This is a genomic window from Pseudomonas sp. S1_E05 (assembly GCF_056337105.1).
This window is the reverse complement of sequence record NZ_JBFRHM010000001.1, coordinates 4,040,937-4,055,887: the sequence shown is the minus strand read 5'-3', so window position 1 is coordinate 4,055,887 and position 14,951 is coordinate 4,040,937. Positions and strand designations below refer to the sequence as shown.

At 61.1% G+C, this 14,951-nt stretch carries 14 protein-coding genes; 9 read left to right on the top strand and 5 right to left on the bottom strand.

From position 1 onward, the window contains the following. Window positions 1-503: 503 nt before the first annotated feature. The 4 genes from AB4N33_RS18775 (at window position 504) to AB4N33_RS18760 (ending at window position 5,331) form a co-directional block, all read left to right on the top strand. Window positions 504-875, top strand: coding sequence for a translation initiation factor Sui1 (locus AB4N33_RS18775; protein ID WP_046032986.1), 372 nt, complete (start codon window positions 504-506; stop codon window positions 873-875). Window positions 876-1,093: 218 nt separating this feature from the next. Next, the gene (speA, locus tag AB4N33_RS18770; protein WP_460118433.1) at window positions 1,094-3,007 is read left to right on the top strand and encodes an arginine decarboxylase; all 1,914 of its coding nucleotides are present in this window, start codon (window positions 1,094-1,096) and stop codon (window positions 3,005-3,007) included. Between the two features lie 234 nt (window positions 3,008-3,241). Then, entirely contained in the window at window positions 3,242-4,552 is a 1,311-nt protein-coding gene (locus tag AB4N33_RS18765) for a type VI secretion system Vgr family protein (RefSeq protein WP_476457980.1), read from the top strand. After that, a complete protein-coding gene (locus AB4N33_RS18760) occupies window positions 4,549-5,331 on the top strand; it encodes a DUF4123 domain-containing protein (RefSeq protein ID WP_476457979.1) in 783 nt (260 codons plus the stop codon). Before AB4N33_RS18765 ends, AB4N33_RS18760 begins: the two co-directional genes overlap by 4 nt. Here AB4N33_RS18760 and AB4N33_RS18755 read toward each other — a convergent pair. After that, window positions 5,325-6,674, bottom strand: coding sequence for an MATE family efflux transporter (locus AB4N33_RS18755; protein ID WP_476457978.1), 1,350 nt, complete (start codon window positions 6,672-6,674; stop codon window positions 5,325-5,327). The two genes, AB4N33_RS18760 and AB4N33_RS18755, sit on opposite strands and share 7 nt — an antisense overlap. Before the next feature lie 51 nt (window positions 6,675-6,725). Further along, window positions 6,726-7,019 carry a hypothetical protein gene (locus tag AB4N33_RS18750; protein ID WP_460118426.1) on the bottom strand — a complete coding sequence of 98 codons (294 nt, stop codon included), beginning with the start codon at window positions 7,017-7,019 and terminating at the stop codon, window positions 6,726-6,728. Between the two features lie 145 nt (window positions 7,020-7,164). Between AB4N33_RS18750 and AB4N33_RS18745 the strand changes: the two genes are divergently transcribed. From AB4N33_RS18745 to AB4N33_RS18725, 5 genes are all read left to right on the top strand, one after another. Continuing rightward, window positions 7,165-7,467 (top strand): MazG-like family protein, encoded by a 303-nt coding sequence (locus AB4N33_RS18745; protein WP_150634531.1) that lies wholly within the window; start codon window positions 7,165-7,167, stop codon window positions 7,465-7,467. Continuing rightward, window positions 7,467-8,216 (top strand): methyltransferase domain-containing protein, encoded by a 750-nt coding sequence (locus AB4N33_RS18740; protein ID WP_460118424.1) that lies wholly within the window; start codon window positions 7,467-7,469, stop codon window positions 8,214-8,216. Before AB4N33_RS18745 ends, AB4N33_RS18740 begins: the two co-directional genes overlap by 1 nt. Before the next feature lie 12 nt (window positions 8,217-8,228). Next, entirely contained in the window at window positions 8,229-8,843 is a 615-nt protein-coding gene (locus AB4N33_RS18735; RefSeq protein ID WP_476457977.1) for a DUF4136 domain-containing protein, read from the top strand. 56 nt (window positions 8,844-8,899) lie between these two features. Continuing rightward, window positions 8,900-9,457: a DUF4136 domain-containing protein gene (locus AB4N33_RS18730; protein WP_476457976.1), complete on the top strand. Its 558-nt coding sequence runs from the start codon at window positions 8,900-8,902 to the stop codon at window positions 9,455-9,457. A 417-nt stretch (window positions 9,458-9,874) separates the two neighbouring features. Beyond that, a complete protein-coding gene (locus tag AB4N33_RS18725) occupies window positions 9,875-10,657 on the top strand; it encodes a response regulator transcription factor (RefSeq protein ID WP_476457975.1) in 783 nt (260 codons plus the stop codon). A 62-nt stretch (window positions 10,658-10,719) separates the two neighbouring features. On the opposite strand, the gene AB4N33_RS18720 is transcribed toward AB4N33_RS18725, so the two are convergent. The 3 genes from AB4N33_RS18720 to AB4N33_RS18710 form a co-directional block, all read right to left on the bottom strand. Beyond that, window positions 10,720-12,390, bottom strand: a complete 1,671-nt coding sequence (locus AB4N33_RS18720) for a ShlB/FhaC/HecB family hemolysin secretion/activation protein (RefSeq protein ID WP_476457974.1) — start codon at window positions 12,388-12,390, stop codon at window positions 10,720-10,722. A gap of 82 nt (window positions 12,391-12,472) precedes the next feature. Further along, window positions 12,473-13,891, bottom strand: a complete 1,419-nt coding sequence (locus AB4N33_RS18715; protein WP_476457973.1) for a collagen-like triple helix repeat-containing protein — start codon at window positions 13,889-13,891, stop codon at window positions 12,473-12,475. Between the two features lie 204 nt (window positions 13,892-14,095). Next, window positions 14,096-14,950, bottom strand: a complete 855-nt coding sequence (locus AB4N33_RS18710) for a MaoC family dehydratase (protein ID WP_476457972.1) — start codon at window positions 14,948-14,950, stop codon at window positions 14,096-14,098. Between the last annotated feature and the right edge of the window lies 1 nt (window position 14,951).

Genomic DNA, 14,951 nt, shown 5'->3' with positions numbered 1-14,951 from the left:
GTTGTCAGCGTTATCGTTGACGACCATCGCGAGTAAACTCGCTCCTACAGGTACGGTGTTGTCTCTGTAGGAGCGAGCATGCTCGCGATGGTGGACCAGGCGCCGTGGGGTGTCAGGCTGTCAGCGTTATCGTTGACGACCATCGCGAGTAAACTCGCTCCTACAGGTTCGGTGTTGTCTCTGTAGGAGCGAGCATGCTCGCGATGGTGGACCAGGCGCCGTGGGGTGTCAGGCTGTCAGCGTTATCGTTGACGACCATCGCGAGTAAACTCGCTCCTACAGGTTCGGTGTTGTCTCTGTAGGAGCGAGCATGCTCGCGATGGTGGACCAGGCGCCGTGGGGTGTCAGGTTGTCAGCGTTATCGTTGACGATTATCGCGAGTAAACTCGCTCCTACAGGGAGTCAAACGTTGCAGTAGCGCTGCCCCTGCCTGAGTGGGGCTTCGCGGTCGATAGCCTGCCCCAGGCTGCGACCAGTCTTTGTCCTCCCATAGAGGATTGCCGGTGGCCAAAAAAGCCGCATCCTTCGCCGCCCTTGGTGGCTTGGTATTTTCCACCGACGCAGGTCGTCATTGCCCGGAATGCAGTAAACCGGTGGACGCCTGCATCTGCAAACAAACCGTTATCCCGGCCGGCGACGGCATCGCGCGCGTGCGTCGCGAGAGCAAGGGCCGTGGTGGCAAGACGGTGACGACCATCACCGGCGTGCCGTTGGCCGAAGATGCGCTCAAGGAACTGGCGACCACGTTGAAAAAACGTTGTGGCACCGGCGGGGCGTTGAAAGACGGCATCATTGAAATCCAGGGCGATCATGTCGAGCTGCTGCTGGGTGAACTGATCAAGCTCGGTTTCAAAGCGAAGAAGTCCGGCGGCTAGCAGCCTCTGTGAAGATCATCGGTGGCTTGACCCCGTCCTGAAACCTGCGGACCCGGTGTCGCCACCATGCTTTTCACAGAGCCTGTTCCTGACTGGCTTCTAAACTCGTTGCGGTCGACGAGGTCTACCCCTTCGTTGACGAACCGTCATTTTCATTCTTTAGACTGCGCCGGCCTGAATCCAGGTGACGCTCCATGACTTCTTTATAGGGGACTTCAATGTCCGTACGACGCACACGCAAAGACGATGGCAGCCAATGGACAGTTGCGGATAGCCGCAGTGTTTACGGGATTCGCCATTGGGGGGCCGGATATTTCGCGATCAATGATGCCGGTCGCGTCGAGGTTCGTCCGAACGGCCCACAAAGTTCGCCTATCGACCTGTTCGAGCAAGTCGATCAGCTGCGCCAGAGCGGCCTGTCCTTGCCGTTGCTGGTGCGTTTTCCCGATATCCTGCAAGACCGCGTACGTCAGCTGACCGGCGCATTCGACGCCAACATCGCGCGCCTGGAATATCAGAGCAAGTACACCGCGCTGTACCCGATCAAGGTCAACCAGCAGGAAGCAGTGATCGAAAACATCATCGCCACGCAAAACGTGTCGATCGGCCTGGAAGCCGGCTCCAAGCCAGAGCTGCTGGCCGTACTGGCCCTGGCGCCCAAAGGTGGCACCATCGTCTGCAACGGCTACAAGGACCGCGAGTTCATTCGCCTCGCGCTGATGGGCCAGAAGCTTGGCCACAACGTGTTCATCGTGATCGAGAAAGAGTCCGAAGTGGGGCTGGTGATCGAAGAGGCTGCCTCGCTGAAGGTCAAGCCACAGGTTGGTCTGCGCGTGCGCCTGTCGTCCCTGGCTTCGTCGAAGTGGGCCGACACCGGCGGCGAAAAATCCAAGTTTGGCCTGTCGGCGGCGCAACTGCTGTCGGTGGTCGAGCGTTTCCGCGCGGCGGGCCTGGATCAGGGCATTCGCCTGCTGCACTTCCACATGGGTTCGCAGATCGCCAACCTGGCGGACTACCAGCACGGCTTCAAGGAAGCGATTCGCTACTACGGAGAACTGCGCAACCTTGGCCTTCCGGTGGATCACATCGACGTGGGCGGCGGTCTGGGCGTTGACTACGACGGCACCCATTCGCGCAACGCCAGCTCGATCAACTACGACATGGACGATTACGCCGGTGTCGTGGTCGGCATGCTCAAGGAATTCTGCGATGCGCAGAGCCTGCCGCACCCTAACATTTTCTCCGAGAGCGGCCGTTCCCTGACCGCACACCACGCCATGCTGGTGGTGCAGGTCACCGACGTCGAGAAACACAACGACGACGTGCCGCAGATCGAGAACAAGGAAGCACTGCCGGAAACCGTGCAGTGGCTGGTCGATCTGCTCGGCCCGACTGACATCGAAATGGTCACCGAAACCTACTGGCGTGCCACGCACTACATGAGCGATGTGGCTTCCCAGTACGCGGACGGCAAAATGACGCTGGCGGAAAAGGCCCTGGCCGAGCAATGCTACTTCGCTGTGTGCCGTCGCTTGCACAACTCCCTGAAGGCGCGCCAGCGCTCCCACCGTCAGGTGCTGGACGAACTCAACGACAAGCTCGCCGACAAGTACATCTGCAACTTCTCGGTTTTCCAGAGCCTGCCGGATACCTGGGCCATCGGGCAGGTCCTGCCGATCCTGCCGCTGCATCGCCTGGACGAAGAGCCGTTGCGCCGCGCGGTGTTGCAGGACCTGACGTGTGACTCGGACGGCAAGATCAAGCAGTACGTCGACGAACAGAGCATCGAAACCAGCCTGCCGGTGCATGCGCTGAAGGATGGTGAAGACTACCTGCTGGGGATCTTCCTGGTCGGTGCCTACCAGGAAATCCTTGGTGACATGCACAACCTGTTCGGTGACACCGATTCGGTGAATATCTATCAGAACGCCGACGGCAGCGTGTATCACGCGGGTATCGAAACCCACGACACCATCGAAGACATGCTGCGTTACGTGCACTTGTCGCCGGAAGAGTTGATGACTCACTACCGCGACAAATGCGCCAGTGCTCGCATCTCGGCCGCCGAGCGTACCCAGTTCCTCGACGCCCTGCGTCTGGGCCTGACCCGTTCGTCTTATCTGTCTTCCTGACGTCAGCCGCTGCCCCCACCGGGTTGTCTGAAAACTAACTGCGCAATGCGGGAATTTCAGATGACCTGGGTGCGGCGTTTCCTGGTTTTTAGCCAAAGTGGTTCCCGCTTCCGGCTCTCAAAGTTATCTGGTCTTCTTTTCTCGTAGGCCATTTCCTAAGTTGTACTTCAGCTCTCTACTCGGCCATGTCTCTCGGCGAGAATTCCCGGCTTCCCTTCCTGTAGAGAATCGCCGATGTTCGATCCAGTCAACGAACAGTCATTTCGTCTGGATGTAGCCGGTCTGCCTGCGCCTTTTGAAGTCCTGGCCTTTATCGGTAGAGAAGCGATCAGCGAACCCTTTGCGTTTGACGTTGACCTGCTGATCGAAGATCCGACGCTCGACTTGGCCAGCTTGCTCTACCGAACGGCCGTCCTGCACTTCGGTTCCCCGGGCAGTGCGCTGCATGGCCAGTTGCATGAACTGGTCCAGCGCGACCATGGCCCGAGCGCCAGGCTTTGTCAGATACGCCTCGGGCCGAAGGTCACGTGTCTGGCCCAGCGTTTCAGCCAACGGATCTTCAATGGGCTGTCGGTGCCTGACATCCTGGACCGGGTACTCAGGGAGCATGGCATCGTCGGCAAGGATCGCCGCTTTGAGTTGCAGGGTGATCACCTGCCTCGGGATTTCTGCACGCAATATCGAGAGTCGGATTTGCAGTTTCTACAGCGCCTGTGTGCCCAGGAGGGGGTGCATTACCACTTTGAACATCAGCCGCACGGCCACTGCCTGGTGTTCGGCGACGGCTTCGGGCATTTCCGCTCTTGCACCCAGGCGTCATTCCAGGTCGGGGGTGAGCAACCAGGCGTGCGGCAATTCCAGCTCCAGGCCGGCCAGCACAGGGCGTCGGGGGCCGAAGGTCGTACCGACCTGCCGGATTTGCGCAGCGGACACTCGATGCCGCTGGTCGGCCATCCGGTCGCTGAGTGGAATCAGCCCTGGCTGCTCACGCATGTCGAACATCACGGCAGTCAGGATCCTTATGAACCCTACACCAACAAGATCCGCGCCATTCCCTGGCAAGCGCCCGTCATGGCATCTCAGGGGCCTGCCCAACCGCGCATGCACAGCCTGCAACGGGCCTGGGTGGTCGATGTCGATGAACTGCGGCCCGACCCTTCCCGGCCGGTGGCCGTCCAGTTTGACTGGCTCTATCAGGGCGAAGGTGCGAGCCCCAGTCATTGCTGGCTGCCGCTGGCCGGCGAACTGCAAGGTGCGCAGACGTTGAGTGAGGGTACTGAGGTGGTGGTGAGCTTCATTGAGGGCGATCCGGATCAGCCGATGATCTGTGGTTTTCTTCCGCCACCGGAGACGGTTGAAGCACTCCAGGTGTCCGCTGTGCCGGTCGAGGGCCAGGCCGGGGCGGGGATGCTGGACTTGCTGCGCTCGGGCGAGCCTCTGGTGTTGCTATGTCTTTTGCCGGGTGGTGGAAGTTTCAGCCATTGCGCCGAGGCGTTGTGCACCTGTCGGGCATTGCTGCGCTCTGGTCAGAGCGGTGCGGCATGATCGGCTTGACTGCGCAATGGCTGCTGCTGGATGTCCCGAGTGTCCCGCGAACACGGGCATTGCTGCAAAAGCCGTTTCCCCGGGCCCAGTGGTTCTGGTTGTTCGAAGACACGCACTGGCATGCACTGCGCGAAGACGGGCCGGCGTTGATCGACCTTCGAGAGTGCCCGGCCCTGGCACAGGCCTGCTACAGCCAGGCACAAGTTTGTCGAGGCTTGCTGATTGCCAGTGAGGCGCCAGCGTCTCGGCTGCTGGAACATCTGCGTCGCATGCTCACGGTCACCCTGGGCGTGCACCGTGCCCTGTTGAGTTATTACAACCCAAACACAGCCAGCTATTTTTTCGATGCCTGTGATGCCGGTGAGCTGAGCCGTTGGTTGGGTCCCATCAACCAGTTGCACTGGTTCGGCGGCACCTGGGCCGACCGCGCAGTGGGCTGCCAGGGGTGGCAGCGACTGCTCAATCCTGCACTTGCCGTACGCCCTCTGGCCGTTGAAGAAAGCCTTAGCCCCCTTCAGCGCGAAAAGCTGCAGACCTGCCTGCTGGAACAACACGCCTGGCACTGGAGTCAATCCACCGGGACCGATTACCCGCGCTTGTGGGCCTATCTGCAGGAAGGCCTGACCCTGGGTTTCAGCGATCGGCCGGTGCTCGACGGCTGGTTATGGCTGCGCCTGCAATACCCCGAGGCTTCGCCGGTGCTGCCCTTGTCGGGGCGCACGCAACAGGAGCGCCTGGACAGCTTGAGCCAGTATTGGCAGAACGATCAGGCTCAATGAGTTCGCTCGGCAAACCAGCGATCCTGCTGGCGCAACGACCAGGCAATAGCGCCCAGGGTCAGGCTGCGCAGCACCATGAACAGCAGGAACGATATCCACAGGCCGTGGTTGCCCAGGTCGCGAAGTCCCCAGGCCAAAGGCAGGGTCAGCAACACCGCCAGAACCATGCCGTTGCGCATTTCCCGGGCACGGGTGGCGCCGATGAACAGGCCGTCGAGGATGTAGCTCCAGACGGCGATCAACGGCAGGGCGGCCAGATAGGGCAGGTAGATGAAGGCGGTGTCTCGCACACTCTGGATATCGGTCTGCATCTCGATGAACAGGTGCCCGGCGACGACAAACAACGTGGCAAATCCCACGCTTGCCAGCAACGACCAGCCGCAGGCGACGACCAGCGAACGGCGCAAGGCATCGCGGTCGCGGGCGCCGATGGCGTGTCCGCATAACGCTTCCACGGCATGGGCCAGGCCATCGAGCGCGTGTGCGGTCAGCAGCAGGCCATTGAGCAGCAGGGCGTTGGCGGCCACGGTAGAGTCACCCAGTCGCGTGCCTTGCACGGTGATCAGAATGAACACCGATTGCAGCAGCAGGCTGCGGATAAAGATGTCACGGTTGACCGTCAGCAACGGCCGCCAACTCTGCCATAGCGCCAGGGCGGGCCAGGCGATCTGGCCCGGGTAGGCACGCAGGGCCTTGCGGGTCAGCAGCAGGCCGATCAGCGCACCGGTCCACTCGGCAATCACCGAGGCCCGGGCGGAACCGGCCACGCCCCAATCCAGTCCGAGGACAAACCACAGATTCAGCGCAATGTTGACCAGGTTGGTGCTCAGCAGGATTGCCAGCGGCGCACGGGCGTTCTGGGTGCCGAGAAACCAGCCGACCAGTGCATAACTGGCGAGTGCCGCCGGCAGACCGAACAGGCGGGTGTGGAAAAACTCCCGGGTCATCTGGTCCAGTTCCGCTGTCGGCTGCATGTAATGCAGCGCGATACCACTCAATGGTACACCCAGCGCACCCAATGCCAGGGCCAGACCCATGGCCAGCAACAGGCCCTGCAACAGAATCTGCCGCAGCGCCGCGCCATCTGCCCGGCCGGCGGCCTGGGCGGCAAAGCCGGTGGAGCCCATGCGCAGGAAGCTCATGGCCCAGGCCAGAAAACTGTACAGGCTGGCGCCGACCGCGACTGCACCCAGTTGGTGGGCGTGGGGCAGGTGGCCGATGACCGTGCTGTCGACCAGTGCCACCAGGGGCACGGAAATGTTCGAGAGAATCATGGGGGCGGCGAGCGCCCAGACCCTACGATGGGTGGGACGGTCGCGCCAGTCGGCGGTCAGGTTGGACATGCAGGCTCCTTGGGGAGCCTGCATTGTAACGACAGTTCGGGCTGCTCGTGGCTAGTGGATGATCCAGCTCAACAGCCACAACCCCAACAACAACCAGATGATCCCCATGATGATCGACGCGTTCATGAACGCCCGGATCGCCGACCACAAGAGCATCAAGCCCACGATCAGGGCAATGATGCTGACAATCGAGGTGTCCATGCCCAGGGTGCGGGACAAACCCTCGACGAAATTGCCGCCGGCATTGCTCAACAGATTGAACAGACCGCTGAGGGCGTCAACGATAAAGCGGATGACCGAACCGAGCGCCTGGCCCAGCCATTCGAAAAAGCTTTCTACCTGCATGTCGTGAACGTCCTGATGTCAGTGGTTGAGCCTTGGGCCACGGAGTACTGCGGCGAGTTCCGTAGCCGGATCGTTTTGAGTATGGCGCAAGAAACTTGCCTTCATGGGTTATCCCCCCGAAGCTATACGTCCTCAGGAGAGCCCGATGAACCTTGTTGAACTGACCGAACGCCTGCATGCCATCCGTGACCGCAACGATTGGCGGCAATTTCACAGCCCGAAAAACCTGGCCATGGCGGCGAGCGTGGAAATGGCCGAGCTGGTGGAAATCTTCCAGTGGCTGAGCGAAGACCAGTCACGCCAGTTGCCTGCGGACAAACTCGCCCATGCCGGGCAGGAGGTCGGGGATATCGTGCTGTATCTTCTGCTGCTGTGCAGCGAGTTGGGGCTGGACATGAACGAAGTGGTGCGCAGCAAGCTGGCCGACAGTGAGCGGAGGTTCAGCTGATGAGCGATCGTCATTTCGATCAACTGGCGACCCGCTTTGCCGAAAAAATCTACGGCGGGGCCAAGGGCGCAATTCGTCTGGCGGTGCTGCAGGCCGACTTGGCCGAAACCTTGCCCGACCGGCCGTTGCGGGTGCTGGACATCGGTGCCGGACTGGGGCACATGTCCTTGTGGCTGGCCCAGCGCGGGCACGACGTCACACTGGCGGAACCCGCCGAGCCCATGCTTGAAGGTGCCCGCCAACGGTTTGCCGAGGCAGGGCAGAGCGCAGCGTTCATTCAGGCGCCGTGGCAGGAGTTGCTCGGCCAGCTCACCGAACCCTACGACCTGGTGCTGTGTCACGCCGTGCTGGAATGGCTGGCCGAGCCTCATGCGATTTTGCCGGTGCTGCATCAGTTAACCCGCACGGACGGCTGGTTGTCCCTGGCCTTCTACAACCGTGATGCGCTGATCTACCGTAACCTGCTCAAGGGGCATTTCCGCAAAATGCGCAAGAACGACATGGCCGGAGAAAAGCAAAGCCTGACCCCGCAGCAACCTCTTGATCCGCGGGAATTGGCGGCGCAACTTGAAGGCCTCTGGCAGGTCGAAACACAGAGCGGGGTGCGGGTTTTCCACGACTATATGCCTGTGGAATTCCAGGCCCGTGCCGAACTGGTGGACTTGCTGGAAATGGAGTTGGCCCACCGACGTCACCCGAGCTTCGCCGGGCTTGGGCGTTACCTGCACTGGATTTGCCGGCCGATTTGATCGGAGCACAACATGATAAGTCGCTTGGGATTGCTGGTGATGTTCCTGGGCCTGGCTGCCTGCCAGGGCACCAATCCGTATGTGGCCAGTTCCAGGCCCTTGCCACCGGCACCACCGCAGGCAGCCACGACGTTCGACCGTAGTGCGTATCCGGCAGCGCCGCGCGATTATGGACGTTACCGCAGTTGGGCCTGGCTCAACGGGACGTTGCCGCCAGGCACGGCGTGGGCGGACTCCGCACAGGTGGCCGAAGCCGTGAGCAATGCCCTGGATCAACGTGGCTTGCGCCCGTTGCATGACAATCGTGCGGCGGACCTGTTCGTCAGCGCTAATCTGCACCTGGAAACCCGCTTGCGTCAGTATCGTGACGATTACGGCTACTACGGCGGCGGGTATGGTAGCTACAACCACTATGGCAGCGGCTACGGCATGTACAACACGGTGCCAATCGTACGCACCTATTCCGAGCAGGTTGTGGTGGTGCAGGTCGATCTGTTCGATGCGCAAAGCGGTCAGCCAGTCTGGAGTTCCAGCGCTGAAACCAGTAGCAAGAGCAGTCAGAGCGCGCAGGCCGACGCCATCCGCGAAGCTGTGGAAAAAGCCATGTCGGCGTATCCTCCCAGTTAGCTTCTGCAATAATAAGAAGCGTTCCGCAGGTTCATGTCTTCAACCGGAGAATCATCATGTTCCGCCGTCTCGCTGTTCTGGCCGTGGCCGCACTCCTCAGTGCGTGCGCCGCCAATCAGGTCAACCATGACTTCGACGCCAGCCGCGATTTCGCGGCCTATCGCAGTTGGAGCTGGAAAGATCCCGTCCTGCAATATCGCCCTGACGATCCAAGAATCAAGAGCGACCTGACCGAGCAGCGCATCCGTGAGGCAGTGACCGACCAACTGGATCAGCGCGGTTTGCGCACGGCGGCGGCTGGCAGCAAGGGCGATGTGCAGGTGCAAACCTACCTCATCGTCGAAGATCGCCAGCAACAGGTGACCACCAACTATGGCGGTACCTGGGGCAACCCATGGAACGGCTATTGGGGGGGGCCGATGTACAACGAGACGCGCAACATCACCTACAAAGTGGCGACCATCCAGATCGATATGCTCGACGGCAAGGACGGCAAACTGGTGTGGCGCGGCAGTGATGAACAGATCCTGAGCCGCACACCGAACCCGTCGGATCGCAGTACGGCGATACACGACACGGTCAAAAACATCCTCGCCAATTACCCGCCTCGTTAACGCGGCGCACCCACTACCCGTAGGAGCGAGCAAGCTCGCTCCTACCGGTTTTTCATTGTTCTGGGCGATCTGAGGATAATGACAGCCTTGCGCACGCGACGGACGGTGCTGCTGCGGTTGATGCGTATCCCGAGTGTCAGATCTGGCTGATGCAGATTGGCCATCACTCGCGCCAAAAGTCTGGCTTGTGACAAGTCAAAGGCTTACGGGCGTGTTCGGGCTGTCTGGACGAAAGCGTCAAGCAAGCGGTCGCTCACGCGGAGCGGGCAGGCGCGCACGTCGATTGATCCCTGTGGATCCAATCGCCGGGCGGTGTATGACAGAGGACACAAGTGCGTCTACTTTCAAAACAGTAGTTGTACAGCCAATGAAGGATTGTACAGAAGTGGTCAGCCCTGGCCTGGAAGGGAGTTGCCATTGAACAAGTCTGTGTCGCCCGTGAAAATCCTCGTAGTCGATGATCAACCGATGATTGTCGAGATGGTTTGCGAGTTTCTGGAGGACAGCGGCTATCGCTGTGTGCCTTGTGAGTCGAGCCAGGAGGCTGTCGAGCGCTTCACTGGAGACACGGAAGTCGGTCTGGTGCTTTGTGATTTGCACATGCCCGGCCTGGATGGCATCGAGTTGGTCCGGGAGCTGCAACGGTTATCCGGCAAGGATCGGGCATTTGAGGCAATCATGCTGACGGGGCGTGCGGAAAAGCAGGATGTGATCAAGGCCCTGCGGGTCGGAATTGCCGACTACTACCAGAAGCCGATCAACCTGGCGGAAATGCTCGAAGGGGTCCAGCGTCGGGAGATGGCCCTTCAAGAGCGGCAAAAGCATGTGCAACTGGGGCGGTTGAGCCAAAAGTTGCAGTACCTCTGCGCGTCGATCAACGACCTTTATCAGGATCTGGACAAGATCCGTCATGACTCGCCGATGCCACCGAGCAGCGACGTTCATCCGAGCGATGCCGATGGGGTAGAGGTCCCGGCGATTTTCAACCCGTTGTCACCCAGGCAACTGGAAGTGGCGCGGCTGGTTGGCAAGGGACAGACCAATTACCAGATCGCCTGCGAATTGGGGATCACCGAAAACACCGTGAAATTGTACGTCTCACAGGTGTTGCGCCTGACGCACATGCATAACCGTACGCAACTCGCGTTGGCGTTGTCGCCCAACGTGTCTGCGGTTCGCCAGAAAGACACAACCCACTGACACCTGGCGCCAGTATCTGCAGGAGGGGGCTCCTGCAGAAAACAGGAACGGGGCGGTAGCCGTCACAGCTGATAACTGAAGCTGATGCTGTACCGTGGCTTGCGATTGAGCGTATCCAGCGCCTTTTCCGACATCGGCTTGGCCGCTTCCAGCGCGATGTTGTAGTACTTCGCATCGCCAAATCGTACGCCCAACGCCGCCGAGGACAGATCGTTGCCTTTGACCGGCAGCTCATTGAACCAGGTCCGGGCGCGGTCCAGCACCACATAGGGTTGCACAATCCTCACCCAGGTCGCGTCACGGTTGTAGCTGTAGTTCAGCTCGTAGGCCACGCCCCAGCCCTTGTCACCGGAAGCCTGGTCGTCGGGATAGCCTCGGCCGAAGTTCTGCCCGCCAAACACCGCACGTTCGCTCTCGGGCAAGGTGTTGTCGCTCCAATAGAGGGCGGCGGACACCACGCCCTGCCAATGCTCGAAAAACCGGTCGCTTTGCACCCCCGACAAACGCACGCGGAAGAAGTCCAGGTCGAGGTCGGCGTTGTTGGTCTTCGCGCCCATGCTATCGATGCCCTGGTACAGCCCGCCGCTGAGAATCCGCAGTTGTGTCTGATCGGCCTTGCGCCAGTCGCTCTCGAAGGCCAGGGCACGAATATCACTGCGTTGCTCCAGGCTCAGCGGCAGGCCGACAACCTTGTATCGGGTCTTGTCGTTGACCGCATACCACCGCGCACCAGCACTGAGCAGTTCGTTGGGACCGGCAGTCAGCGGGTGGCTGAAGCCGATGGAGTAGCGGTCATTTTCCCGGTTGGGTTTGAGCTCGATGCCGTTATCCAACTGCACGTTGGTGCCGAGGTCGGCGCGATAACGCGAGGCCGATAACGCCAGTTGCGTGCCCTCGGCATTAAGGAACTGATTGTAGTCGACGCGGTAGTAATGCTCGTGGTCAGCACCCGGTGGGAATAATCCACTGAGACTCAGTTGTTCACCCATGGCGGTGTGCGAGTTGCTGCTGATGCCGAGCAATGCCTGGGTGCCGTTACGGTTGTCTTCGGTGGCGTTGAGGCTGCTGGTGAACGATTTACGGCTGGCCTGGACAAGCAGGTAAGCCCCGCCGTCGGTGGTACCCGGCGGTGGCACCTGGGCTTGCATCGTCACGCCGGGAATGCGGCTCATCAGTGTGGTGTAGCGTTCAAAGGTCTTGCGCGTCAGGGGCCGTTGCGCCTGGAGTTTGGCCACCAGCTTGTCCAGCAGGCCCTTGACCCGCCCGACGTCGCCCGTCAGTTGGTAATCCTTGATGTAACCCTCCACCAGCACCACACGTGCCACGCCGTTATCGAAGCTTTGCTGAGGCAGAAAGGCGTAGGACAACAAATAGCCGTCCTGTTGATAACGGCGGGTGATGCTGCGCGTGGCTTCGATCAGGTCGGCGACACTGCTTTCCCGGCCAAGCAACGGCTGGTACAACGCGGCCAGCTCGCTGAGTGGATAAATCGTCCCGCCTTCGATCTGCAGGGTTTTGATTGTGACCTTGGTGCTCATCAGCAGTGGCTGGGCCTGGGCCGCACCGGGATCCGGCACCTGCAAGGGGGCCGCGGTCGGACGGTAGGCATCGGCCGGCAGGTTGGGAACGGGAAGGTTGCGGATTGTGTCGTTGCTGTTGAGGAAGCCGGGAAGTGTGTCTGCGAGGGCGCAGGTACCGAGGCTGAGTAGAAGCAGTGACGCGGCTACGCGCATAAAACGTTCCCTGTTCAATCGTTCCAAATAGTGCGGGAAAGCGGCGCAAGGCATCGGTGACGTCTTGCGCCGCTGACGGCAGCTAACGTGATGGATTGTTCAGCAGACTACCCAGGCCACCCCCTGCAGTACCGCCATTGACCAGCCCGCCCGCAGCGGTGACGGTATTGCCCAACGAGGTCACGGTGTTGCCGAGCGACGTGCCGACCGGATTGGAATTGCTGGCGACAATAGCCCCGCCGAGGTTCGCGACTGCACCACCCGCCTGGCTGGTGAGGCCGGCGACCGGGGCGCCTATGCCCGTGGCCGCGCCCACATTTTGCGTGACCCCGCTGACGGTTCCGACCACCGGACCAAGCGCGGTGCCGAGGTTGCTGCCCACCGTGGCCAATGGTGCGGTAGGTCCGGTGTTGGCAATACCCGAACCGCCCAATGCGCCGCCCACGCTGGCGACGAGATTGCCGCCTGCGACCGCGTTGTTGGCGGCGGCATTGATCACCCCGTTGCCGCCGTTCAGGCCTTGGCCGAGATTGACCACTGCGCCGCCCACGGTTTCAAACAGCCCATTACCACCCGTTCCCGAGCCCGTTCCATTGGATACCAGGCCGCCGGACTTGCCGACCGCGGTCCCGGTATTGCTCAAGGCATTCCCGAGGGTGTTGGTCACCGCGTTGCCGCCACCGGCATCGGTTACGCGATCTCCCACACCGTTGACAGTGTCGCCGACTTGCTTGATTGCACCTTTGAGCGGAGCACCCAGACCCGTGGCATCACCGACGTTTTGGGTGGTGTTTTCCACCAGGGCGATGACCGGAACGAGTGCGTCGCCGGTTTCCCGGGTCACCGACCTCAGCGGACCGCTGGTGGTGACGGTGCTCAAGGTGTCGCCGAGCATGGTGACCTTCTGGCCGACGCCATCGAGCACCGGTGCGACCCGAGTCACCACGCCACCCGCTACCGGAATGCTGCTGGTAGCGGTGGTCAGTTTGCCGCTGACATCGGAAACGCCATTACCCACATCCTGCACTACACCGCCCACGGCGGAAGCGGTGACACCCAGCCCGTTCGGATCGGTGCCCAGTTTACCCACGCCATTGGCCACGCCATCACCCAGCGTGGTCACCACATTGCCGGCCGTGTTGGCGACGCTTTGCACCACACCGCCGGCTACCGGAACCGAACTCAGCGAGTCGCCGATCTGTCCCACGCCATCGCCAAGGCCACTGACCGTGGTGCCGACATCCTGAACCAGCGTGGTGGTCACCAGCGGCGCACCGGCCGACGGGGGCGTTCCGCCCGAACCGCCTGATCCGCCTCCCGAACTCCCGCCTGAACCATCCCCTGTACCGCCACCACCTGCCCCGGCACTGGCCGAGCTATCGGGTGAACTGCTGCCGGAACTGCTGTGATGACCGCCACCGCCACTGCTGCAACCGCCAAGGCCCAACGAAAGGATGAGGGCCAGGGCTGTTGCCGATTTACACCATGCTGGATTTTTCATGGAGAGATTCCTTGCATCTGTAACAACGTCGTGGGGTCGATAGCTCACCGTTCGTGTGGGCGGCGAAGCCTTCGTCCGTTGTTTACATGAAAGTCGCAAGGTCTCTGGTGCGCCATTCTCCAATTGGTATTAACACCTTGGATACTGGCCTGCTGATACAGGTTTGCTGGCCGCTCGTTCCATCGCGAACGAGCGATAATCGCGTCAGGCGATCGGCTGCCAATGGCCGGCCATGTGTTCAAGATCCCCAGTACCCAGCAACTGGAACTCACCACTGGAACCTGCCGCACTGGCGAGCAGGAACACATCGCCTGGCAGTCGCACCGGTTTGCGAAACTGCACGCTGATCTCGATGTTTGCCGCCGGCAAATGCTCCGCCAACGCGGCAAGCGTACGAGCCTTGAGCCACAACCCATGGGCGATCGCCTGGGGAAAGCCGAACAGTTTCGCGCTCGCGGCACTGAGGTGAATCGGGTTGTAGTCGCCGGACACCCTGGCGTACTGGCGACCAATGTCCGCCGGCGCTTTCCAGCGGGTCACTTCGCTTTGCACCCGTGTGGTCTGCAGCTCATGTTCCACCGGCTCGCCTTCGAGTTTCACCCCGCGACACAGCATTTGGCTTTGCGCTTGCCACAGCGGCCCCAACTGGTCGTCGAGCGTCGTCACCAGCTCGAAGGTTGCCCCCTTGGCATGAGGTTGCAGGTTCTCCACGTGCACGCCGACCCGAACGCGACTCACGCCACCCAGAGGGCGAAAGACACGAATGCGATTGCTCAAATGAATCAGCCCCAGCAACGGAAAGGGAAATGCCTTGTCCGTGAGCAGTTGCATCTGCAATGCAAACGCCAGGATGTGTGGGTACGTCGGCGGCAATAATCCACTGTCGGCAAAGCCGCAGACGCGGCGGTACTCGGCCAGCGCTTTGGCATCGACATCGACCCAGCAACGCAACCCGGTGCCTGGCAATGTGGTGCCCGTGATCTTGCGTCGCACGGCGGCCCGCGCATACAACCCTGGCAGGTTGGGTTCACGGTCGAGTGTGTTCCAGTCGGTCATCATC